The following is a 22,662-nucleotide window of genomic DNA, read 5'->3' on the forward strand; positions in this document are numbered from 1 at the left end:
CCGTTCCCCCGCCCCCCGGGCCCCGGTCCCGCTGAGGCAACAGCGGGACCGGGCGAGCACAGCACCGCACCGTCCCATCGAGGAAGGAGAAACACCGTGCAGAAGGACATCATCCACAACGACCCGCTCGCCGGCGACGAGGAGAACCGCAAGCCGGGCATCGGCATCACGATCACGATCCCGTTCCGCAACGCCGACGAGGCCGACGACAACGAGGAGTGACCGCACCGCCCGGCCGGCCCGTGATCGCGCGGGCCGGCCGGGCTCGCCGCCCCTCCGCCCCGCCCGCCCACGCCCCCTCCCAAGGAGCCGTACGTGCGCGTTCTCCTCCTCAACATGCCGTGGTCCCCCATCGACCTGCCCTCCCTGGCCCTGGGCATCCTCAAGCGCAGTGTCGACGAACGCGTCCCGGGCGCGACGTGCGAAGTGCTGCACGCCAACCTGGAGTTCACCGACTGGATCACCCGGCGCACCGAGTTCTCCGCGGAGGACTACGAGTACTACGCGCTGTCCTCCTACTTCCTCGGCTGCGGCGACTGGGTCTTCTCCAGCGCCCTCTACGACGATCCCGCCTGGAAGGAGGACGAGTTCGCCAGGGTGATGAAGCCCAAGCTGCGGGCCTCCCGGATGCGGATGACCCGGCAACTGCACTCCGTGGTGCCGGAGTTCGTGGCGGAGATCGCGCAGCGGGTCGTCGACCTCGAACCCGACGTCGTGGGGCTGACGTCCACGTTCCAGCAGAACACGGCGGCCCTGGCGGCCGCCCGGCACATCAAACGGCTCGCCCCGCACACCGTGACGGTGATGGGCGGCGCCAACTGCGATGCCGAGCAGGGTGCGGCGGTGCACCGCAACTTCCCGTTCGTCGACTACGTGGTGCGCGGCGAGGGCGAGGACGCCTTCCCCCGGCTCCTGGAGGCGCTGCGGGACGGCACCCACACCGAGGCGGCGGCCGGCATCCCGGGACTGTGCCACCGCGCCGACGGCTCCTCGACGGCCAATCCGATGCCCACCGGCCCCCTGCCCCCCGCGGCCATCCTGCCCCCGGACTACAGCGGCTACTTCGAACGCCTCGCCGCCTCCGTGGCCCGCAACTGGGTCGAGCCGAAACTCGTCGTCGAGGGCGCGCGCGGCTGCTGGTGGGGGGAGAAGCACCACTGCACGTTCTGCGGCCTGAACGGCTCGTTCATGCAGTTCCGCAGCAAGAGCCCCGACACCTTCTACGAGGAGATCATGGGCCTGGCGGAGCGTCACCGCGTCCTCGACATGTACGTCGTCGACAACATCCTCGACATGCGTTACCTGTCCAGCGTCCTGCCCCGGATCATCGACAGCGGCTACGACCTGCGCATGCACATCGAGATCAAGGCGAACATGCGCCGTCCGCAGCTCCAGGTGCTCGCCGACGCCGGACTCATCTACGTCCAACCCGGCATCGAGAGCCTCAACAGCAGGGTCCTCGACCTGATGGACAAGGGGGTCAGCGGCTGCCAGAACGTGCGCATGCTCCGGGACGCGGCCGAGACGGGCCTTTCCGTGTCGTGGAACTACCTGCACGGCTTCCCCGGTGAGACGGACGACGACTACGACCCGGTGATCCGCCAGCTCCCCGCCCTGGAGCACCTCAACCCGCCCGTCGACCTGTCCGCGCGCATCGCCATCGAACGGTTCAGCCCGTACTTCAACCGGCCCGAACTCGGCTTCGCCGCGCTGCGCCCGGAGGAGCACTACTTCTTCACCTACGACCTGCCCGAGGAGGAGCTGTACGACCTGGCGTACGTCTTCCAGGCGCCGGAGCGCGGCATCCGGGGCGACACGGTGACCCGGCTCAACGACGCCATCGGAGCCTGGAAGAAACACCACACCGACGCCAGGCTCACCCAGACGGACCTCGGTGACGAGATCGTCCTGGTCAGCCGACGCCACTCGTTCGACTGGCGGACGCTGCGACTGACCGATCCGTTCCAGGTCGCGCTCTTCCGCCTGCTGGACCAGCCGCACTCGCCCGCGGCCCTGCACCGCAAGGTCACCGCCGACCCGGCGTTCGCCTCCCGCACCCTCGCCGACGTGCGGGACCTGCTCGACGAGTGGACGAACCTGGGCGTGACCTTCACCGACGCGGGCCAGTACGTGCACGTCGCTCCCGCGTCGGTCAACCAGAACCTGCTCAGGCTCGACTACATGAGCCATCTGCACGCCCGCCCCGACGCCGGTCCCGTGACCCGGACCGCCGAGGACCCGGCGCCGCGACCGGCCGCCTCCGCGTCGTCCCCGACCGCACCGGCCCCCGCCCTTCCCTGAAGCTCCCCTGACCTGACCTGACCTGACCTGACCTGAGCGGACCTGACCTGAGCTGAGGTGAGCGGACCGGCCGCACGAGCCCGCCCCGCAACTCTGAACTCTGACCGGAACCGATCGCCGCCGCCCGTAGCCCTGCTGCCCCGCTGCCCCGCCGCCCGACAGCGCACCCGCTCGCCCGAGACGTGCACCGACGAGGAGCCGCCATGCCGCCCGCCGCACCCGCCGCACCCGCCCTGACCGTCCTGGCTTGGCGCGATCACGACTCCGGGGCCCGGGAGCTGCCGGGCATGTCCCTGGGCCGGGTCCCCGTCGCGGCGGACCCCGGAGCCGCGGAGCGCCTGTGGGCCATGGGCGCGCGTCGCGCCGAACTCGACCGGCCCGTCGACCTGGCCACGCCCGGGCCGGCCGCCGCCCGCGCCGCGATCGACCGGCTGTGCCTGCTCCGCGACCTGACCGCACGGGCCGTCCAGGTCGACTGGGACCTCCGTCTCCCCCCGGACGACGCCGACCAGACCTGGAAGGTCCTGTCCCACCTGCAGCCGCCGCGGACCGTCACCGGTCTCACCGATCCCGACAGCGCCCTGCAGGCCTGGCGCACCCGCCACTACCTCTGCAAACTGGTCTGGCGCCAGGGCCCGGGCTTCCTCCAGATCCGCGACCGGCGCTGGGGTGACCTGCGGAGGTTCACCGCCGACGACCCCCGCTACCCGGCAGCGGTCTCCCGCCTCGACCGAGGTGCCGGCCCCGGGGACGTGCCCGCCGACATCCTTGCCGAACTCACCGCCGAACACCTCGTGCTGCGGGCGGACGACGTCGTCTGGTGGCTGCCCTACCGGGTGACCCGGTGGCTCCAGGAGGCGATGGCGATCTGAAGACCACGGCTACGGGAGGAGATGGCGACCTGGAGGAGATGGCGACCGGGAGACGACGGCGACGGGGAGGAGAGGGCGATCCAGGAGGCCCGGGCGGCCGGTGACGGACCTCGGCCCCGTCCTGTCCGTGCACTACCGCAAACCGGGCATATGTATCTAAGCTGAACCGACCCTCTGCCGGGACTGCGGCACACCCAGTGCCGCCGCCGCTGTCTGCCCAGAGGTTGAGCATGACCGGTTTCCGCCCACTCCCTCCGGCCCGCCCCGACTGGCGTGATCAGGCGGCGTGCGTCGGGGAGGATCCCGAGATCTTCTTCCCCCTGTCCGACTGCCTCGCTCCCGGTTCGGACGCCGCGTCGGCGTGCGCGATATGCCGCCGCTGTCCCGTCCTGACGGCCTGCCGCACCTGGGCCGTGGAGCACGGGGAGGACGACGGCATCTGGGGTGCCACCACGGCCGCCCAGCGCCGCGCCCTCAGACGGGCCACGACGGACGGCGGCGTCGTCCGACGGTCACCGCCCTGACCCGCCTACAGACGGCGAGGGGCACGGGAGGCGCGGCCCCGGGCGGCCTCCCGCCAGCGCCCCCCAGACGCTGAGCCCAGGTCCGGCCGGGCGGCGGAATCCACCGATCGGTTGCAGGGAAACCGCCGCGAGTTCCACGCCGTCCCGGACTCCGGCCCCGCCGCACGGCGTCCGAAGCGTGCCTCGGGGCTGCGTGCGCGCCTCTTTCACGCCGCGTCGCCCGGGTACCCGGCGCCACGACAGCAGCGCCGTCGTGAGGGGACGCCACGACCATGACGCAACCGCAGCACACCGCCCCGGTGGCCCTGATTCCGGGCGAGATCGCCACCCCGATGACCGGTCAGGAGGACGCCGACGTCCACGCGGAGCGACGCCCCGGCGTGCCGCTGAGCCGCCCCGGCGACGCACGTGAGGTGGCCGCCGTGATCGCCTTCCTCGCCGGCCCCGACGCGTCGTACGTCACGGGCGCCTCCTGGGTCGTGGACGGAGGGATGCTGCGGATGGGCCCGCAGGCCGGCAGCCGTCTCCCCGACGACAGTTGGCGGCGGCCCTGAGGCGTGGTTCGCCTGGCCCCCGGGCCCGGCCTCGGCAGCCGCCGCGGTGGTGGGAGAGGACGTCCCAGTGGTTGCCCTCCTCGCCGTGGACGTTGCCGGAGCCCGACCGCCACTGGGAGCGCCGTCGCCGCACAGCCCGATGCAGGTGAAGCTGTTCCTCATGTAGTTGTCGAGGCAGGTGTACTTGCTGTGGAAGACCGCGTCCCCCGCCCGTCAGAAGGCGTACCGGATCCGCAGCCAGGGAGCGTGCGCGGCCACCAGCTCGCGCAGTTCGTGTACCGCCCGCGCCTTCACCGGACCGCGGTAGCGGACGTTCAGGGCGCCGTTCTCCGAGCGCTTGGCCTGCTGCAGCGAGGGCTGCCAGAGCCGTCCCTCACCCCGGGGATGCCACCCGAGGTTGACCTCGTGCAACTCCCGGTTGTGGGTGAGCATGATGACCTCGGCTGCCGCCTGGCGTCTCACCCGCTCCGGCAGGACGTCGTCGAGCTCGTCGAGCAGCCCGGCCCACGCCGTCCGCCAGCCGGGCCGGAGCACGACGGGGGAGAGGTTGAAGTGGACCTCGTAGCCGGCGTCGAGGAAGTCGGGGGCCGCCGCGATCCGCTCGGTGACCGGTGAGGTGCGCACGTCGAGCAGCCGCGAGTCGTCCGGCGGCATGACGGAGAAGCGGATCCGGGTCCGCCCGCGCGGGTCGAGGGCAAGGAGGTCCGGATTGACGAACTTCGTGGCGAACGACGCCTTGGCGGTCGGCCAGTGCCGGAAGGCGCCCACCAGATCCGCGGTGTTGTCGCAGATCAGAGCGTCCACGGAGCAGTCGCCGTTCTCCCCGATGTCGTACACCCAGGCGGTGTCGTCGCACTGGTTCGGTTGCGGCTTCCTGCCCTGGCGTGCGATGTGCCGGCCCAGGTGGGCGATGATCCGGTCGATGTTGGTGAACACGGTGACCGGGTTGGCGTAGCCCTTGCGCCGCGGAACGTAGCAGTACACGCAGGCCATGGCGCAACCGTTGGAGGCGCCGGGCGCGATCCAGTCGGCGGACCGCCCGTTGGGGCGTGTCGTGAGCGTCTTCTTCTCGCCGAGGACGAGCGTCTCCCCCTTCACCCTGACCCAGCGGTCCACGTTGCCCTCGTTGCCGTGCAGACCGGGAATGCCCCAGTGGGAGTCGACCTCGGTCACCCGGGCCTGCGGGAACCGCTCCAGGACCTGCCGGCCGCGCGCCGAGGCGGCGGCCGCGGGCTCAGCGTAGATCTCCCGGACGGGCAGCAGGCGACGCGCGACGTCGCCGTCGCGGAAGGCCGGCCCGGTGCCGGCGACGGCCGGGCTCGGCGGCCCGAGGGCGTCCAGGTCGAACAGCGCGTCCGACCCGGGGTCCCACGCGTCGGGCGAGTGCCGCATCACAGACTCCAGGGACAGAAAACAGGGTCAAGGACAGAAACCGGAACTGGGCCAGGGGCGGGAACGGGGGAGGGGACACGGGTGCGTCGCGGCGGCGCCGTGGCTGCGCCCGTGCTCCCTCGCGGCGGGACCGACCAGTCTACGGCGGGCGGCCGGGGGAGCGCCCGAGCGGCGTGCCCACCTCGCCGCGGCAGGGGCGGCGCCCGGAGGAGCGCCGTATCCGGAACCGGCTGCCGTCCCGTACGCCGCCCGGCCGATTGTCAGTGCCGTCCTGCATGATGCGCACAACCTGATCGACATCGGCGGAGCCGGGTAGACGACTGTGACGACCCCGGCTCAAGGAGGACACCTCATGCGGCCCGTTGCGGACCCGGCACCGTCGCTCGGCGCCGAACAGGCGCTGCCCCGCCCGGCGATGATCTTGGCGTATCGGGGCCGGTCGCCGGTTCCGCTCAGCCCCGCCCGCGCCGACCTGCTGAGGCTCATCGCCGACCCCGCCACCCCCGTCTTCCTCACGGTCCACGCGGGCGGCCGCCGGAGGTACGGCTACTGGCAGCCGGTCGACGGTCCGGGCGGCCGGGGGAGATGCTACGCGGCGCTGCCCACCGACGCGTGCGACACCTTGCACCGCGCCGGCCGCATCACCCTGGGCGAAGCGGTCGTCGATCCTGCCAAGACGACGTACCGCGTCCGGGCGGTGAGCGGTACGGCGGGGGCCTGGCGCGCGCCCCGAGCGCACCGCCGGACCGCGTGAGGAGACGGGAGCAGCACACCTGAGCGCGCCGGGCGGCCCGCGGGAGAGCCGGCCCTCGGGATGCCGGACGGCGCAGGGACCCTCACTCCGGGACCACAGCCGCGTCAGTGCGGAAAGCCGAGAGCTGGGGCAACGGCCCCCGAGCCGTGAGGCGGTATGGACGACGACGAGCGCGACGACACCTGGACGAGCTTCCGCGAACTGGTGAACATGACACCGGCGGAACTGGAGAAATGGCTCTCGACCGACCGGTCTCAGGAAGCCGGGCAGCACCAGGACGGCGGAGAGTCGACCGGACACGCCTCCGGGCGCAGGATCGTGAACATCCTCCGGGCGAAGAAGGGCGACCTGTCGGACGACGACTACCGGCACATGCGCAAGGTCGTGGGCTACATCCGGCGGCACCGGGCCCAGCGTCCCTCCGGGGACGTGAGCGGGACGCGATGGCGGTACTCGCTGATGAACTGGGGCCACGACCCGCTCGAGTGATCTGATCCGCGGCGTGCCGTCCGCGGGCGCGGAGCCCGATCAGCTCTCCCGCATCCACGCCCGGGTGCCGAACGAGGCGCACGACCGGGAGGCGGCCTGCGCGGCCTCGCGCAGGCCCTCGACGAAGATTTGTGTGGTCAGGGCCTTCCCGGCCGTCGTTCCTCGCCGGGCGAGGTGACGGGTCAGGGCACCGTGCAGGACGTCCCCGGCGCCCAGCGTGTCCGCGACGGGGACGCTCGGCACGGCGACGGTACCGCTGCCGTCCGGCCCCGCCCACACGATGGGCTCGCCGCCCCGGCTCACCGCGGCCCAGGTGACCCCGTGCCGGCGCAGGAAGCGCAGCGTCTCGGCCGGGCCGCCCACTCCCGGCGGGTGGAAGTCGGCGGAGCACACGGCCACGTCGATCGCTTCCAGCAGGTCGCCCAGACCGGGTTTCCAGCTGCCCCCGTCGAGGACGGTCGGCCGCCGTGCGGCGGCCGCGGCGCGCGCGGCGGCTGTCGCCAGCCGCGGGTGGTGGCCGTCGAACTCGACGACGTCGCAGGCCGCCACCATGGCGTCGAGGTCCGGCGGCGGGCTGACCCGCTGCCCGGTGGCGTTCGTCGAGGCGACGGCGCGCTCCCCGCTGGCGGCGGTCACCAGGATGGAGGACACGGCCGGTGGCGCCGACGACCGGGCGGCCAGGTCGGTGACGGTCACCCCCCGCTCGGCGAGGTCCGCCGCGGCCGCCTGGCCGAGCGGATGGCGGCCGATCGCGGTGAGGAGCGTGGCGGTGCCGCCCAGGTGTGCGAAGGTCACCGCCGCGTTCGCGGCCGGCCCGCCCGCCGCCACCACTTGACGACGAGCCGTCAGCTTCTCGTTCGCTCGCGGCACGTGGTCCACCAGCTGGACCACGTCCAGGGTGCAGAGCCCGACGAACAGACCGACGGGGCGTCGCCCAGCGGGCACTTCCTCACTCACCTGCGCCTCTTCCTGTCCGGGCGGGCGGCCGGGCCACGGCCGCCGCGCTGCCGCGCCGCCGCCCTGCCCCTTGCCCGGCGTGAGGGGGCGGGCCGACGGCGAGGCCGTCGCACCAGTCTCGCCCCCGCTCCGTCCCCTGACCAGCACGCGCCGCCGTGTGACGGCCGCCCGGCCGTGGCCGGGGAAGGCGGACCACGCCGGAGGCGGCCGGCGTGGTCCCGGAAGTCAGTAGCCGTAGATCATCTTGTAGGCGACCTCGGGGAGGAACTGTCCGGCCGAGGAGCCGCCGCCCACACCGCAGTTACCGTCGGACTCGCCCGGCGCCTTGATCCACAGAAGCATCTCCGCGCCGCCGCCGAGCCGGGTGGGCGTGCCGATGCGGCGGCCCGAGGGATTGCACCACTGGCCGTTGGAGCCGTTGCCGTTGCGGCTGGTGTCCACGACGAACGGCTTCGTGTAGCCGTAGCGGGCGCTCAGCTCGCCGTTGACGGCGTTGCCGAAGGCGGTGTTCTCGGCCGTGGTGAAGTAGTTGGAGACGTTGAGGGAGAAGCCGTGAGCCTGCCGGAGGCCGGCTTCGTGCAGCCGACGGGCCATGGTCGCCGGGCTCGTCCAGCCCGGGTTGCCGGCGTCCAGGTAGACCCAGGTGTTGGGGGCCTGACGGCTGAACTCGGCCAGGGCGCCGGTGAGCATGCCCTCCCGCTCGTCGATCTGAGCCTGCGTCATACAGCCGTAGTCGCCGAGCGAATCGGGTTCGAGGATGACGACGGCCGGGCGGTGCGCGATCCCGCCGGCGAACTGGGCGATCCAGTTCGCGTAGGCGGACGGCGAGGCCGCACCGCCCGCCGAGTGACCGCCGCAGTAGTCGCGGTGGTAGATGTTGTAGGCGACGAGGACGGGCAGCTTGTCCCAGTGATCCGCGGCGCCCACGTACGCACCCGTGGCGGTGCCGATGGTGCCGCTCCAGGAACCGAACCAGCGCGCCATCGGGGTGTTGGCGAGGGCGGATTCGATGGCGGGCGCCCGGCCGTCGCCGGAGTTGGCGGCGACCCATCGTCTGGCGCTGGAGTTGGGGTCCACGTAGAACCCGCTGGTCATGGTGGTCGGATCGGCCGCGTGGGCGGACGGCGCTAGGGCGAGCGCCGATGGCAGGGCCAAGAGCGCTGCCGCCAGAGTGCGGAGTCTGCGGCGCATGACGGTACCTCGGTTTCCTGGCAGGGATGCGTCGCGCGCTCTCGTCCCGAGCGTGCGACACGCTGAAGGAAGTGCGGTGGTACGAATCGCTGCGAGCGCTTCTGGTGGAAGCGCTCCCAGAAGCGGTGGCCTCTTCTGGGTGTGATCGGTATGGTCAGGTCGGCCGATCCAGCTGTCAAGAACCTCGGTCGGCCGTCTTCGGCCGTCCTCGGGCGCGGGGCCGATTCCGGTGCGTTCTGGAAGCGCTCCCGGTACCGGCCGGGTAGGAGTTCCGACGGGTGGCAGGCGTACGGGGCGGGGTGAGAAGCTTCCCGTCCGATCGAGCGGAAGGCTCATGCTCATGGCAGAGGACGTTGCGCGGCGGCGGCCGACGCTGGAGGAGGTGGCCGAACTCGCGGGCGTCTCCCGCTCCGTGGCCTCCCGCGCCCTGAACAACGCCCCGCACGTCAGCCGCGCCAAACGCGAGGCGGTCGAACGGGCCGTGCGGCGCCTCGGCTTCGTGCCCAATCCCACCGCCCGTGCGCTGGCCACCCGGCAGACGGGAGCGGCGGCCCTGGTCGTCTCGGGAGAGGAACCGTCGATCTTCGCCGACCCCTTCTTCGCCCAGGTGATCGCCGGGGCGTCGGCCGCCCTGGAGGAGTCCGACCTGTACCTGATGCTGTGTCTGGCCGCTTCCGACCGAAGCCGCAAGCGGGTGGAGGAGCTCTTCCGTTCCAAGGGGGCCGACGGCGTCATGCTGATGGCGCTGCGCGAGGACGACCCGCTGGTCCGGATGGCCGAGGACGCCGCGATGCCCGTCGTGTTCGGGGGCCGCCCCGTCGGATCGGCGCCCCGGTGGTACGTGGACGTCGACAACGTCGGCGGGGCGCGCGAGGCGACCGAGTACCTGATCTCGCGGGGCCGCACCCGGGTGGCCGTGATCTGCGGACGGCTGGACACCGAGGTGGGGCGCGCCCGCTATCGCGGCTACCGGGACGCCATGCTGGGGGCCGGTCTCGAACCGTTCCCGCCGAGGGAGGGGGACTTCACCGAGCCCAGCGGGGCCGCCGCCATGGCGGCGCTGCTGGCGGACCGCCCCGACCTGGACGGGCTGTTCGCCGCCAACGACAACATGGGCGCCGGTGCGCTGCGCACGCTGCGCGAGGCCGGCCGCGCGGTGCCCGCCGACGTCGCCGTGGTCGGCTTCGACGACCTGGCCGTGGCCCAGGTCGCCGATCCCCCGCTCACCACCGTCCACCAGCCGATCCAGGGGCTCGGCCGGGAGATGGCGCGGATGCTCGTCGCGCTCGTCAGCGGGGCGGATCCCACCCCGCTGGTCCTGCCCACCCGTATGGTCGTCCGTGCCAGCACCTGACGGCCCCGGCCGTCGGCGCCGTCCTGCCCGGGCGCCATCAGCGGACAGGTGATCACGTAGGCAAGCCGGGCCGATCCGCGGTCTGCTCCGCCCTCTTCCCGTCCCGCCCTCGGTCCGGTCCTGCCTCCGGTCCCGCGACCTGCTCCGGCCGCCTCCGGTCCCGCCACCCCCGGTCCCGGCGCCCCCGTCGTCCGTCGGATTGCATCAAACCTCGGGCCGACCGATCGCCTCGGACCCCGGGCTGCCGAGCGGTTCCACGGCCAGGTGCCGTCACCGACGCCCCGGAACCCGTGGGGCAGACAGGGGCGTCCCGTCCGCCCGGGGCCAAGCCGTCGCGCGCGTCCGCGTCCTCAGCGCGAGCGTTTCGCTCCCGGCGCCGGCGCGGCCGGGGGCATCGGCGGCAGACCGGCCGCGAGGTCCGGCAGCAGGACGGGCTCCAGCCGGACCCGGTCCTGGGCGGCGAGATACCGTCCGAGTTCCGGCGGCCGGTACGCGGCGTCGCGGTCGTGGCGCTCCTTGGCCGGCACCGCCAGGAACTCGTTCCCGTCCGGCTCGTTCCGGTCGTTCACCGCGCCGCCCAGGGGCCGGTGGAAGGGCCTGGACAGCACGAACAAGGCGGTGCGGGACTCGTGCAGCCGGCCCGCGCCGTCCGGCTGGACCCGGAAGTCGGTGCTCCGCCGCGGTGCCATCGCCTGCGGCCCCTGCGCACTGAGGGCCTGGGGGTCGAACGCCAGCCCGTAGCGCCGAGCCTGGTCCACCATCCACAGCAGGGCGATGTCGGACAGCCCCGTCTCCTGGTACCCGCCGCCCACATCGCAGTGCACCCCGGCGAACCACACCTGCTTCAACTCCTGCCCCTGCCGGGCGGCGTCGGGCCGCTGGTGCCACAACGTCGGCCGGAACGCCGAGCGCTTCTCGTCGACGGCCAGCGCGTGGAAGGCACCGTCGACCCAGCCGCTCAGCTCGGTGTCGTGGAAGGCCCAGCGGCGGTTGAACCGGTTCACCACGGGTTGCAGCGCGGCCGCGTCCGGGAGGGGGATGCCCAGCGCGCCGACGGTGTCCCACACCCCGATGAAGCGGATCCGCGTCTCGTGGGCGTAGGAGCGGCGGAACAACGTGGACGCCGTGCCGTTCGGTCGCTCGAGCCGGTCGCGGTAGAGGGACCACGCCTGGCGCGCCCGGCTCACGTGCTCCCGGCGCAGGATGCCGCTGTTGCGCACCAGTCCGGCCAGACTGCGGGCGGTGAACGCGCCCCGGCTGAAACCGAAGAGGAACAGTTCGTCGTCCGGTTCGTACGACTCCACGAGGAACCGGTAGGCGTCGGCGACGTTGCGCGACAGTCCCACGCCGAAGGCCCCACCGCGCAGGCGCTCCGAGCGCCGCGTGCCGACTCCGGCATGGTAGTAGGTCCGCTGCTCCTTCCCACCGGCGGACCCCTGGCGCACCGACAGGGCGACCTTGGCCACGTTCGTCCTGCTGGGTTGGTCGGCGAAGTTCCACGTGCCGTCGCAGCAGACGACCAGACGCTTGGCCATGACCATCCCTCCTCGCGAAAGCGTGGAGTGGGGGAGTGGCGTCCAGCACCACCCCCATCCTTTCACCGGCCGGCCGACCCCGCCATGTGAGGGAGGCGGTGCCCGACGCCACCGCGGCCGTCGCGGCCGTCCGCAGACGACGGCGCCACCGCGCACTCGGCGGGACGGTCACCGTTCGCCCGCCGCCGAGCCACAGTGTTAGAAAGGGGACATGGGCGGACGGTCGCGCTGGTCCCGAAAGAGGGCGGCGCCGCCGCCGAGCGGCGCACGGCGGCTGCGTGATCGGGCTCGCTCACCGAGAGGCCGACGACGGCGCGGAGAGCGGGCCGACGGCGGTGCGCGGCCACCGTCCGCGGCGCCCAGGCCGTCGCCGGCGCGCAGGTTGCCGGCCGCCCTGAGCGTGCGCACGTTCGCCACGCAGGTCTTCCTGCTCCAGGCGCTGATCATGCTCATCCTCGTCGCGGCGGCCGCCGCCGCCCTGGTGGTGCAGAGCCGCTACGACGGCGAGCGCGCCGCCGAGAACCGCAGTCTCGCCGCCGCCGAGGCGTTCGCCCACGCGCCCGGCACCGCCCTGGCGCTGCGTTCCTCGAACGCCGCCGCCCTCCTGCAGGAGCCGACCGAACGGGCCCAGGCGGGGACCGGCGTGGACTTCATCTCCGTCCTCGACAAGCGCGGCCTGCGGATCGCCGCCTCCGATCCCTCCCTCGTCGGCACCCGGGCCGAGGGGGTGGAGCGGGCCGCCGCCGGCGAGGCCTTCACCGAGACCTTCCGCGGCGAGCCGGTCGACGCCGTGCGCGCGGTGGTGCCCGTCACGGATGCCAGCCGGCGGGTGGTCGGCATGGTCAGCGCCGGGATCCGCGTCGCGACCCTCGGGCACGTGGTGAACCAGCAGCTACCGGTCATGCTGGGTTCGGCGGCCGGGGCACTGGTGCTCGCGACCGGCGGCGCGGCCCTCGTCGGCCGGCGGCTGCGCCGGCAGACGCACGGCCTCGGCCCCGCCGAGATGACCCGGATGTACGAGCACCACGACGCCGTCCTGCACGCCGTGCGCGAGGGCGTGCTCATCGTCGGCGGCGACGGACGGGTCCTGCTCGTCAACGACGAGGCCCGCCGCCTGCTGGACCTGCCGGAGGAGACCGACCAGGGGTACGTCACCGACCTGGGTCTGGGGCCGACGCTGACCCGGACCATGACCTCGGGTGAGGCCGTGTCCGACCAGGTCATCCCGGCCGGGGACCGGCTGCTGGCGGTCAACATCCGGCTCACCGAGCCCTACGGCGGCGGCCAGGGCCTGGTGGCGACCTTCCGCGACACCACCGAGCTGAGCGCCCTGTCCGGCCAGGCCGAGGTGGCCCGCGGCCGGCTGACCCTGCTCTACGAGGCCGGCGTGCGAATCGGCACCACGCTCGATGTGCGGCGCACCGCGGAGGAACTCGCCGACGTCGCGGTCCCGCGCATGGCCGACTTCGTCACCGTGGAACTGCTCGACTCCGTCCTGCGCGGCGAGGAGCCCACCGGCGCCGTGACCCGGATGCGGCGCACCGCGCTGAGCGAGACCCGGACCGGGCACCCGCTGCAGGCGGTCGGCGACCTGATCCGGTTCGTGGTGGCCGACACCCCGATGGTCGCGGCGCTCTACGGCGGCCGGGCCGTCCTGGTGCCGGACCTGCACACCGCCGAGGACTGGCGGGCCCACGACCCGCAGGGCGCCCGGCGGGCCCTGGAGTACGGCATCCACTCGCTGATCACCGTGCCGCTGCGGGCCCGCGGCGTGGTCCTCGGCATGGTCAACTTCTGGCGTGGCGAAGGCTCCCCGGCGTTCGAACAGGAGGACATCGCCGTCGCCGAGGAACTGGTGGCCCGGGCGGCCGTCGCCATCGACAACGCCCGCCGCTACTCCCGCGAGCACGCCATGGCGGTGACCCTGCAGCGCAGCCTGCTGCCCCGCGACCTGCCGGAGCAGGACGCGCTGGAGGTCGCCTGGCGGTACCTGCCGGCCCAGTCCGGTGTGGGCGGTGACTGGTTCGACGTCATTCCGCTGCCCGGGTTCCGTGTGGCACTGGTCGTCGGGGACATCGTCGGCCACGGAATGCACGCGGCGGTCACCATGGGCCGGTTGCGCACCGCGGTGCTGAACTTCTCCTCCCTGGACCTCGCCCCGGACGAACTGCTCGGCCATCTCGACGAGATGGTGGCGCGGCTGGACGCCCAGGCGGAGACGGCCGAGGGCGCTCCGGAGCCGCTCACCGGCACCACCTGCCTGTACGCCATCTACGACCCGGTCAGCGGCCGGTGCACCCTCTCCCGTGCCGGGCACCTGTCGCCGGCGGTCGTCGACCCGCGCGGCCGGGTGACCTTCCCCGACATCCCCCTCTCACCGCCGCTCGGCGTGGGCGGCTACCCGTTCGAGTCCGGAGAGCTGCGGCTGGCCGAGGGCAGTCGGCTGGTGCTGTTCACGGACGGGCTGGTCGAGGACCGGGGGCGGGACATCGACGAGGGTCTCGACCTGCTGCGTGGGGCCGTGCCCCGGCCGGACGGCACACCGGAGGAGACCTGCCGGGTGCTGATGGAGACGATGCTGCCCGCCCACCCCAGCGACGACGTCGCGCTGCTGGTCGCCAGGACGCGGCTGCTCGACCCCTCCCGGGTGGCCACCTGGGACGTGCCGTTCGACGTGACGGAGGTCTCCCGGGTCCGCGCGAATGTCGGCCGCCGGCTGCTGGAGTGGGGTCTGCAGGAGGTGTCGTTCAGCACGGAACTCATCCTCAGCGAACTCCTCACCAACGCCATCCGCTACGGCGCGCCGCCGGTCTCGGTGAGGATGCTGCTCGGCCGCACCCTGGTGTGCGAGGTGGCGGACGGCAGCAACACCTCGCCGCGGCTGCGCCGGGCCGCCATCACCGACGAAGGCGGCCGCGGCCTGTTCCTGGTCTCGCAGTTCGCGGAGGGCTGGGGCACCCGCTACGAGGCCCACGGGAAGGTGATCTGGGCCGAACAGAACCTGGGCGGCGCCGCCGGGCCCCCGGACATGACGGCACTGATCGACGAGATGGCCTGGTGAGCGGCCGGCCCGCCCGGCGGGTCAGGCCTCCAGGGTGACGGTGCCGAGCCGAGCGGTCACGGCCGGGTCGCGGTGGTCGAAGAACAGCGACGACCCGGTGTCCAGGGCGGCGACGGCAGCCATCTGGTCCGCGGTGAGTTGGAAGCCGAAGACGTCGAGGTTCTCGGCCATCCGCTCGGCGCGCACCGACTTGGGGATGACCACGACATCGCGTTGGACGAGCCAGCGCAGCACGACCTGCGCCACCGACCGGCCGTGCGCCGCGGCGATCTCCTTGAGCACCGGGTGCGTGAAGAACTGGTTGCGGCCCTCGGCGAACGGCCCCCACGACTCGATCTGCACGCCGCGCCCGCGCATGAGTTCCTGGTACTGCGTGCGCTGGAAGAAGGGGTGGGTCTCGATCTGGTTCACCGCCGGGGTGATCTCGTTGTGGTCGATGAGGTCCACCAGGCGGTCCGGGTAGAAGTTCGACACGCCGATGGCCCTGACCAGGCCCTCACGGTGCAGGCGCTCCATGGCGCGCCAGGAGCCGTAGACATCGCCGTAGGGCTGGTGGATCAGATACAGGTCGAGGTGGTCCAGACCGAGCTTGCGCAGCGAGGTGTCGAAGGCGCGCGCGGCCCTGTCCTCGCCTGCGTCGGAGGACCACAGCTTGGTGGTGACGAAGAGTTCCCCGCGGGGGATGCCGCTGCGGCGGATCGCGCGGCCGACGGCCTCCTCGTTGCCGTAGGCGGCGGCGGTGTCCAGCGACCGGTAGCCGGCCGCGAGGGCGTCGCTGACGGCCCGCTCGGTCTCCTCCGGCGGGATCTGGTACACGCCGAAGCCGAGGATCGGCATCTCGACGCCGTTGTTCAGGGTGACGGTCCGCACGGAATTCTCTCCCACGCTCGTAGGCGGTCGGTGGACGGTCACCCGCCGCACGGCGGCGCCTCGCGGCCGGTACGCCGACCGGCGGCTTGCGGCGCCCCGCGCGGCGAGCGGTTGTCGGCGGTGCCGTCCCGGCCAGAAGGTCGGGGCGGGACGGACGACGCCCCGGCCGCGTGTCCACCCGGCCGAGGCACGCACCGGCCGCGCCCCGCGGGCAGCGGTGGGCCGGCCGCTTGACGGGTCAGGAGCGTCCCCTGGCCATCGCCGTCGTCATCAGGCCGAGGACGACCGCGACGCCTCCGGTGATGGAGTTGCTGACGATGGTTCCCGTCGTCGTCGAGGCGTTCTGCATCACCCACGGCGCGATCACGGCCCAAGCGCCGATTCCGGCCGCCGCCCAGCCCATGCCGAAGGTGCGCTCGAAGGCCGAGCCGAAGCCCAGGGCCAGGACGGCCAGGGCGATCCCGGTGACCAGGTTGCTGACGGCCAGCGGGTTGCCGTTGAAGCCGATCACCCAGGGGGAGATGGCCAGGTACAGGCCGGTGAGGAGAGTCAGCCCCTCCGTCGCCTGCGCGGCGGGTTGCACCGACACCTCGGCTGCCCGGGCGCGCATGGCCTGGATGTCAGGGTGTTCCTCGATGCGCGAGTGCATGGCCACGTCGTCACCTGCTTCCTTTCCTCGGCGGATCTTCCTTATCTCCCGCGTATCCGAGGAAAGGTGAGCCAACCATGCTTCTGCGGGACGATTCTGCACCAGGTGTCACGATCCGATCACGCCGTCGCCGAGCCGCTCACCGGGCCGGGAACCGCAGGGTCTCGTGCTCGTAGTCCACGGTCACGTTGCCGAACGCGCTGAGGACGTCGGAACCCAGCAGGCCCTGGATGCCGGGTGCGCCCCGGGGCGTGTCCACGTCGATCACGGTCACCTCGGCCGGATCGAGCTCGACCTCGCCGGCCTTCCACTCGGACACCTTCACCACGGGCACGGTCCGCGTACCGGTGACACCGGTGACGGCCTGGCGCTCGCCGGTGCGCGGCAGACCGAGTTCACGCACCACGTCGTCGTCGACGGCGCTCGCGGAGGCGCCGGTGTCCAGGACGAACCGGAGGGGCCCCTCGCCCTGGATGGTCACCGGCACGAACACGATGACCTGCCCGTCGTTCTCCACCACCGACAGCGGGATCTGCCGATCGCCCGCCGTCACCGCCGGGGACGTGGCCGAGGCGCCCCCGCCGGGCTCGCCGCCGACGCATCCGGCGGCCACCAGGACGGCCGTCACGCACAGGGCCGGCACACCTGCCGGGCTTCGGAGGAAGGCCATGGCTCGCCTCCTCGTCACCGGGACTGTCCCGCTGCCGGAGTCCCCGTGAGGATCCGCCCCAAACGGCCGGGCCGCTGTTTCGCCGCGGGACGGCGTACGGGGTGACGGCGGCACGGCGGTACACCGGGAAGCGGAGCGCTCCGCCAGGGGGAACCGCCGGTCAGGGCGCCTCGGCGGTCAGCGCGTGCTGGTCGGTGAGGGCGATGGCCAGTGATCCGGCGGCCGTCGGATGCAGGGGGGCGCGGTCCGTCGGCCCCTGTACGTACGGCTGCGCGCTGCACAGACCGTGCCCCGTGAAGTCCGGCCGCACCGCCGGGAAGCCCGCGGCCTCGGCCCCCTCCCGCAGCACGGTGTTGAGTGCGGCCAGCCGCGAGCGCAGCGTCCGCACCTTCCGCTCGGTGAGGTGCTCCGCGCGCAGGCAGCCGACATCCGGTCCGAACGGGTCGTAGTACTCGTTGACCAGGACGGCAGGGTGCCCGGGGAGGGCGGCCAGCTGGCGCAGCAGCCGACGGTAGTCGAGGGCGAACCGGGCGAGACGGTCCTGGAAGAAGGCGGTGGTGGCACGGTCGTCGCAGGTGGGGGAGGTTGCGCACAGACCGACCAGGTCCGCCCAGCGCACATCGTTGGCCCCGACACTGACGATCACGTAGGAAGCTTCCGTCGCCCGCCGCGCCTGGGCCAGCTGCGGCGGCGCCACCTGGTCGCCGACGATCTGCACGCCGAGGATGCCGTCGCGGACGGTGGCGCCGGCGCAGGCCAGGTTGAACACGTCCCAGCCGTTGGCGCGGGCCAGCGCCCGCGGGTAGGAGTCCGCGCTGCGTCGGCACGCCGCGTCGAGCGCGGTGGGGTCGGGCAGCGGGCCGTTCCCGGTGCCCGCCGCGGTGGAGTCGCCCAGGACCACCGCTCGGACGTCGCCCAGCGCCGCCCCCTCGGCCCGGGGCACCGGGGCCAGCGGGCTCTTGCCCACCAGGTCCTCCAGGGACCGCACCTGGCGCAGCGCCCGCGGCGTGTCCGAGGCCAGCAGATAGAAGCCGACGGCGTTGACCGCGGCCACCAGAGCCACACCGCCGGCCAGCACCAGGGCGACACGGCGCGGGGGCATGCGGCGCAGCCCCGTCCAGGCGGCCAGGGGCAGCACCACCAGACCGGCGGCGATCAGGGTCTCCCAGGCCCCGTAGCGCAGCCAGCCGGCCGCCAGCTTCCGGCCGACGTCCAGGGTGAGCCGATCATGGTCCCCGGACCGCAGGAGCCGGGCCACCTCGGCGTCCTCCTTGATGTGGGCGAGTTCCAGCCGGGGCCTGATCGGGCCGTCGAAGTCAGGTTGGGTGGGGATGCTCTGGCCGAACAGATCGAGCTGCCCCGGGCCGGACAGACTCCACTCCAGCGGCGCGGCGCCCACCCGTACCGTCTGACCGGCCGCGGACACCGGTTGCAGCGGAGTGATCCGTACCGCCAGCCACACCGCGGCCAGCGCCAGGGCCGAGAGGCCGAGGAGACGCAGGGAGGCGGCCGCGATCCGCCGCCGCGTCCCGCGACCCTGTCGTGGGGTCGGCCGGTGCCGCCGCGACCTCATCGGGCCCGGGTCCGTCCCTGTGCCGCCGGCCGGTGCGACAGGCCCGCGGCCGGCGGCGGGAGTGTGCCGGGCGGCACGTCACCGGGGGCCCGCGTCGGCCGCCGGCGCCGCTCCATCCGTGTCACCCGCCGGGGGAGGGAGAGGTGAGCCCCGGCTCCTGGGTGGCTTCCCGGTCGACGTAGGTGGGGAGCTGGGCGTGGGCCTGCAGGGCGATCTCGCCGGCTCGTTCGAAGCGCAGGGTGATCCACACGTAGTCCCCGGCACGGATCTCCTGGCGCAGGCCCCTGAGCAGCAGGTGAGGGTTGCCCTTCTTCAGCTCGACGAGACGGCCGGTGGGTACCTCGACGGGGCCCCGCACGGTGCCGTCCGCGGACACGATGTCCACGGACTGGGCGGCGGTCGTCTCCGCGCCGAGCAGCCGGTCGGGCTGCTGCCCCTGATCGAACAGCCAGGCGTAGAAGGGGGCGTCGTCCCCCCTCTCCCAGGGGCCGTCGGTGGGCTCTGCGATGTGCCCGTACCGGATCAGAACCGATCCCACACGTGCGTTGGCACCCGGCGGGTTGTGTGTGATGTCGTCGTCGGCGGAGCATCCCGCCACGCCCACGGTGGCGAGACAGCCCGCCGCGACGACGGCGACCGCTCTCCGCCACGGTCCAGCGATCCTCACGCGCATGACTGCCACCTTCCTCCGGCACCGTCCGGACGCTCTCGGTTCACCCGCCGACACTTGTGCCTGGCCCCCGTCCCCTGCGTGTCTGTGCCGGTGCGGCTTCCGGGACTTACCGGCCTGCTCGCCACATGCGCGGAGCCGGAAATGGCCTCTGAGACGCGGCGGCCGGCCCCGAAGCCTGCCCGGCGCCCGGCTGCCCGCCTCACCCGGAGCGTCGCAGCACCGCAGCCATGCCGCCGCCGTGCCGCGGCCACCGGCCGGCGGCCGGCCGTCGGCGCAGGCTCCCGGCGATCGCCGTACCTGCGGTGGTGGCCACGGCAGCCCCCACGGCGAGCGGCCGGCGGTGACGGGACACCCAGAGCTGGAGACTGCGCGCATGGGCCTCGCTGTCGAACTCCCCGTGCGCCCCGTGGTCGGTTCCCTCGGCGTTGTCCGCGGGCTCCCACAGGTTGGCCGGGCGCGACGGGTCCACCGGGTCGTCGGTCTGCTGCCCGCCGTACCCGCTGCGCGCCAGATACCGGTCGAGCAGGCCGGGAACGACCTTCTGGGCGAGCAGGGTGGCGACCGTGGAACCGCCGACCCAGTACTCGCGTCGGCCGGGGTGATCGGCGGCGTACAGGATGCCCCGGGCGGCGACCTCCGGCTGGTAGACGGGGGCCACCGGGCGCGGATGCCGGGGCAGACGGGTGCGCACCCAGGTGAACTGGGGGGTGTTCAGGCCGGGCAACTGCACCATCGTGACCCGCACTCCACTGCCGTCGTGCAGCAGTTCGCAGCGCAGGGACTCGGTGAACCCCTGGATGGCGTGCTTGGCCGCACAGTACACCGCCTGCAGCGGGACGCTGCGGTAGGCGAGGGCCGACCCGACCTGGACGATGGTGCCCCGGTCGCGGGGCAGCATGCGCTTGAGGGCGGCCTGCGTGCCGTGGACACAGCCGAGGTAGGTGACCTCGGTGGCACGCTTGAGTTCCTGCGGTTCGACGTCCCGCACCGTGGCGAAGACGGTGGCGAAGGCGGCGTTCACCCAGACGTCGATCGGGCCGAACTCCCGTTCCACGTGTTCGGCCGCCCCGTCCACGGCCTCCGGGTCGGCCACGTCCACCACCAGCGGCAGGGCCTGCCCACCCGCCGAGCGGATCTCCTGGGCCGCCTTCTCCAGCCCCTCCTCACCCCGGGCCAGCAGCGCGACGGCGGCACCCCGCGCCCCGAAGGCGCGGGCCGTGGCGCGCCCCACGCCGGCGCTCGCCCCGGTGACGACCACCACCTGGGAGCCCGCCCCGGAGCCGTGGCCCTCCGGGGCGTGACGGTCCGCCGCGCCTGTCACTTGCGACCCCGGCCGGGCAGGTGCTCGGCGTACTGGGTGAGCTTCTGCCGGGCGCCCTTCGCGGCGATGCCGGCCTTCTCCGGGTCGCGCAGCGCCGCCTTGGCGGCCTCCTTGCCCTGGGTCTTCATGATGTGCGGCGGGATCGGCGCGATCTCGCTGTCCACCTTGAACTCCAGAACCACCGGCTGGTCACAGGCCAGCGCCTCCTCCCAGGCGTCGCCGATCTTCTTCGGGTCGCTGCACACGATGCCCTTGAGCCCCAGCAGTTCGGCGTACGCCGCGTAGGGCACGTCCGGGATGTCCTGCGAACCCGGGTACTTGGGGTCGCCGGCCATCGCGCGCTGCTCCCAGGTGACCTGGTTCAGGTCCTGGTTGTTGAAGACGCAGAAGACGAACGGCGTCGACCCGGAGAGCCGGTCCAGGTACCGCTTCACGGTGATCATCTCGTTCATGCCGTTCATCTGGAACGCCCCGTCACCGACGAACGCGATCACCGGCCGGTCGGGATGGGCGAACCGGGCGGCGATCGCGTACGGCGTGCCCGGCCCCATGGTGGCCAGCGTCCCCGACAGCGACGCCTGCATGCCCTCGCGCAGCTTGACGTTCCGCGCCCACCAGTTGGTGCCGGAGCCGGAGTCGGCGGTCAGGATCGCGTTCTCGGGCAGCCGCCGCGACAGCTCGGCGGCCACCGCCTGGGGATTGATCGTGTCGCCGAAGTGCTGCGCGGCCCACCGCTCGCACAGGTCGTCCCATTCGACGACATCCTTCTCGATCTTCTCTCGCCAGCTCCGGTCCTCCTTGCGGTGGAGCAGCGGGATCAGCTCGCGCAGGGTCTCCCTGGCGTCCCCGACGAGGTGGGCATCCATCGGATAGCGGATGCCGATCATCCGCCCGTCGATGTCGATCTCCACCCCGCGCGCCTGCCCCTCGTCCGGCAGCCATTCGGAGTACGGGAAGCTGGTGCCGATCATGAGGAGCGTGTCGCAGCCCTGGATCATGTTGTCGCTGGCCTTGCTTCCCAGCAGCCCGATCGGACCGGTCACGAACGGCAGGTCGTCCGGCAGCACCTCCCGCCCCAGCAGCGCCTTGGCCACGCCGGCGCCCAGGAGTTCGGCCGTCTCGACCACCTCGTCCTGGGCCCGGGCCGCGCCCTGGCCGACCAGGATGGCGACCTTCTTCCCCGCGTTGAGGACATCGGCCGCCTTGCGCAGTTCGCCGGGGTCCGGCAGCACCCGCGGGCGGCTCCAGCCGACGCTGGAGAACACTGAGCCGTGCTGCTTCGGCGGGGATGGCTGGGCGTCCGCCTCCTGGATGTCCTCCGGGATGATGATGGTGGCCACGCCGCGCGTGGTCAACGCCGTCTTGAAGGCCCGGTCGACCACGTGCCGGGCCTGCCCCGGATGCGTCACCATCTCGCAGAACTCGGAGACGTCGGCGAACAGCCGGTCCAGGTGCACCTCCTGCTGGTAGTGGGCGCCCAGGCTCAGCCTCTTCTGCTGGCCCACCACCGCCACCACCGGCTGGTGGTCCAGCTTCGCGTCGTACAGCCCGTTCAGCAGGTGCACGGCGCCCGGCCCCGACGTCGCCGTGCAGCAGCCCACCTCGCCGGTGAACTTGGCGTGTGCGCACGCCATGAAGGCGGCCATCTCCTCGTGCCGTACCTGGATGAACTCCGGGTTCCCGTTCGCACGGTCGAAGGCGCCGAGGAAGCCGTTGATCCCGTCACCGGGATAGCCGTACACCCTGCCCACTCCCCATTCGGTGAGGCGCTGGAGTACGTAGTCGGCGACTTCTGTCATGAGTGCTCCCGAGATGGAGGAAACGATCGACGGACGCCTGCTGGGTAGCCTCGCCCGGTGATCCGTAAACGGCGCTTCGCCGACTCGTACGGGTGGTACGGCGAAGCCCGGCGCGGGAGGCGC

Annotated in this window: 19 protein-coding genes and 1 pseudogene; 9 read left to right on the forward strand and 11 right to left on the reverse strand. The window is 72.9% G+C overall.

Annotated elements, in window-relative coordinates; genetic code table 11:
* Positions 1 to 96: 96 nt before the first annotated feature.
* From ACSLTV_RS32175 to ACSLTV_RS32195, 5 genes and pseudogenes are all read left to right on the forward strand, one after another.
* Positions 97 to 222 (forward strand): hypothetical protein, encoded by a 126-nt coding sequence (locus ACSLTV_RS32175; RefSeq protein ID WP_432138107.1) that lies wholly within the window; start codon positions 97 to 99, stop codon positions 220 to 222.
* Between the two features lie 93 nt (positions 223 to 315).
* A complete protein-coding gene (locus ACSLTV_RS32180) occupies positions 316 to 2,301 on the forward strand; it encodes a RiPP maturation radical SAM C-methyltransferase (RefSeq protein ID WP_432138108.1) in 1,986 nt (661 codons plus the stop codon).
* 203 nt (positions 2,302 to 2,504) lie between these two features.
* Entirely contained in the window at positions 2,505 to 3,173 is a 669-nt protein-coding gene (locus ACSLTV_RS32185; protein ID WP_432138109.1) for a DUF5825 family protein, read from the forward strand.
* Between the two features lie 230 nt (positions 3,174 to 3,403).
* Positions 3,404 to 3,697: a WhiB family transcriptional regulator gene (locus tag ACSLTV_RS32190; protein WP_432138110.1), complete on the forward strand. Its 294-nt coding sequence runs from the start codon at positions 3,404 to 3,406 to the stop codon at positions 3,695 to 3,697.
* 302 nt (positions 3,698 to 3,999) lie between these two features.
* Positions 4,000 to 4,251, forward strand: a pseudogene (locus ACSLTV_RS32195) (SDR family oxidoreductase); the annotation flags it as partial.
* Positions 4,252 to 4,464: 213 nt separating this feature from the next.
* On the opposite strand, the gene ACSLTV_RS32200 reads toward ACSLTV_RS32195, so the two are convergent.
* Positions 4,465 to 5,643 carry a spore photoproduct lyase family protein gene (locus tag ACSLTV_RS32200; RefSeq protein ID WP_435613394.1) on the reverse strand — a complete coding sequence of 393 codons (1,179 nt, stop codon included), beginning with the start codon at positions 5,641 to 5,643 and terminating at the stop codon, positions 4,465 to 4,467.
* Positions 5,644 to 5,995: 352 nt separating this feature from the next.
* Between ACSLTV_RS32200 and ACSLTV_RS32205 the strand changes: the two genes are divergently transcribed.
* The gene (locus tag ACSLTV_RS32205; protein ID WP_432138112.1) at positions 5,996 to 6,397 is read left to right on the forward strand and encodes a cell envelope biogenesis protein OmpA; all 402 of its coding nucleotides are present in this window, start codon (positions 5,996 to 5,998) and stop codon (positions 6,395 to 6,397) included.
* Positions 6,398 to 6,553: 156 nt separating this feature from the next.
* Positions 6,554 to 6,886: a DUF3140 domain-containing protein gene (locus tag ACSLTV_RS32210; protein ID WP_432138113.1), complete on the forward strand. Its 333-nt coding sequence runs from the start codon at positions 6,554 to 6,556 to the stop codon at positions 6,884 to 6,886.
* 39 nt (positions 6,887 to 6,925) lie between these two features.
* Here ACSLTV_RS32210 and ACSLTV_RS32215 read toward each other — a convergent pair whose 3' ends face one another.
* Together ACSLTV_RS32215 and ACSLTV_RS32220 are read right to left on the reverse strand one after the other, a co-directional pair.
* Positions 6,926 to 7,843: a PfkB family carbohydrate kinase gene (locus ACSLTV_RS32215; protein ID WP_435613395.1), complete on the reverse strand. Its 918-nt coding sequence runs from the start codon at positions 7,841 to 7,843 to the stop codon at positions 6,926 to 6,928.
* Positions 7,844 to 8,068: 225 nt separating this feature from the next.
* Entirely contained in the window at positions 8,069 to 9,034 is a 966-nt protein-coding gene (locus ACSLTV_RS32220; RefSeq protein ID WP_432155297.1) for a glycoside hydrolase family 6 protein, read from the reverse strand.
* 340 nt (positions 9,035 to 9,374) lie between these two features.
* Here ACSLTV_RS32220 and ACSLTV_RS32225 point away from each other — a divergent pair, with 340 nt between their 5' ends.
* Complete coding sequence (locus ACSLTV_RS32225) at positions 9,375 to 10,388, forward strand: LacI family DNA-binding transcriptional regulator (RefSeq protein ID WP_432138116.1); 1,014 nt, start codon at positions 9,375 to 9,377, stop codon at positions 10,386 to 10,388.
* Positions 10,389 to 10,738: 350 nt separating this feature from the next.
* Here the strand turns inward: ACSLTV_RS32225 and ACSLTV_RS32230 are convergent, their stop codons facing one another.
* Entirely contained in the window at positions 10,739 to 11,923 is a 1,185-nt protein-coding gene (locus ACSLTV_RS32230) for a DUF2235 domain-containing protein (protein WP_435613396.1), read from the reverse strand.
* A 445-nt stretch (positions 11,924 to 12,368) separates the two neighbouring features.
* Here ACSLTV_RS32230 and ACSLTV_RS32235 point away from each other — a divergent pair, with 445 nt between their 5' ends.
* Positions 12,369 to 14,984 (forward strand): SpoIIE family protein phosphatase, encoded by a 2,616-nt coding sequence (locus tag ACSLTV_RS32235; RefSeq protein WP_432138202.1) that lies wholly within the window; start codon positions 12,369 to 12,371, stop codon positions 14,982 to 14,984.
* A gap of 21 nt (positions 14,985 to 15,005) precedes the next feature.
* Here the strand turns inward: ACSLTV_RS32235 and ACSLTV_RS32240 are convergent, their stop codons facing one another.
* The 7 genes from ACSLTV_RS32240 to ACSLTV_RS32270 form a co-directional block, all read right to left on the reverse strand.
* Positions 15,006 to 15,854, reverse strand: a complete 849-nt coding sequence (locus tag ACSLTV_RS32240; RefSeq protein WP_435613397.1) for an aldo/keto reductase — start codon at positions 15,852 to 15,854, stop codon at positions 15,006 to 15,008.
* 238 nt (positions 15,855 to 16,092) lie between these two features.
* Positions 16,093 to 16,503, reverse strand: a complete 411-nt coding sequence (locus tag ACSLTV_RS32245; protein ID WP_432138203.1) for an SPW repeat protein — start codon at positions 16,501 to 16,503, stop codon at positions 16,093 to 16,095.
* 139 nt (positions 16,504 to 16,642) lie between these two features.
* Complete coding sequence (locus ACSLTV_RS32250; RefSeq protein ID WP_432138119.1) at positions 16,643 to 17,173, reverse strand: retropepsin-like aspartic protease; 531 nt, start codon at positions 17,171 to 17,173, stop codon at positions 16,643 to 16,645.
* Positions 17,174 to 17,333: 160 nt separating this feature from the next.
* Positions 17,334 to 18,746 carry an SGNH/GDSL hydrolase family protein gene (locus tag ACSLTV_RS32255; RefSeq protein ID WP_432155295.1) on the reverse strand — a complete coding sequence of 471 codons (1,413 nt, stop codon included), beginning with the start codon at positions 18,744 to 18,746 and terminating at the stop codon, positions 17,334 to 17,336.
* Positions 18,747 to 18,867: 121 nt separating this feature from the next.
* Positions 18,868 to 19,419 carry a copper chaperone PCu(A)C gene (locus tag ACSLTV_RS32260; protein WP_435613398.1) on the reverse strand — a complete coding sequence of 184 codons (552 nt, stop codon included), beginning with the start codon at positions 19,417 to 19,419 and terminating at the stop codon, positions 18,868 to 18,870.
* Positions 19,420 to 19,618: 199 nt separating this feature from the next.
* The gene (locus tag ACSLTV_RS32265; RefSeq protein ID WP_432155293.1) at positions 19,619 to 20,740 is read right to left on the reverse strand and encodes an SDR family oxidoreductase; all 1,122 of its coding nucleotides are present in this window, start codon (positions 20,738 to 20,740) and stop codon (positions 19,619 to 19,621) included.
* Positions 20,737 to 22,539, reverse strand: a complete 1,803-nt coding sequence (locus tag ACSLTV_RS32270; RefSeq protein ID WP_435613399.1) for a thiamine pyrophosphate-requiring protein — start codon at positions 22,537 to 22,539, stop codon at positions 20,737 to 20,739. Before ACSLTV_RS32270 ends, ACSLTV_RS32265 begins: the two co-directional genes overlap by 4 nt.
* Positions 22,540 to 22,662 lie beyond the last annotated feature (123 nt).

It is taken from the genome of Streptomyces sp. bgisy159, assembly GCF_965341775.1.
In the GTDB taxonomy this organism is placed as follows: Bacteria; Actinomycetota; Actinomycetes; order Streptomycetales; family Streptomycetaceae; genus Streptomyces.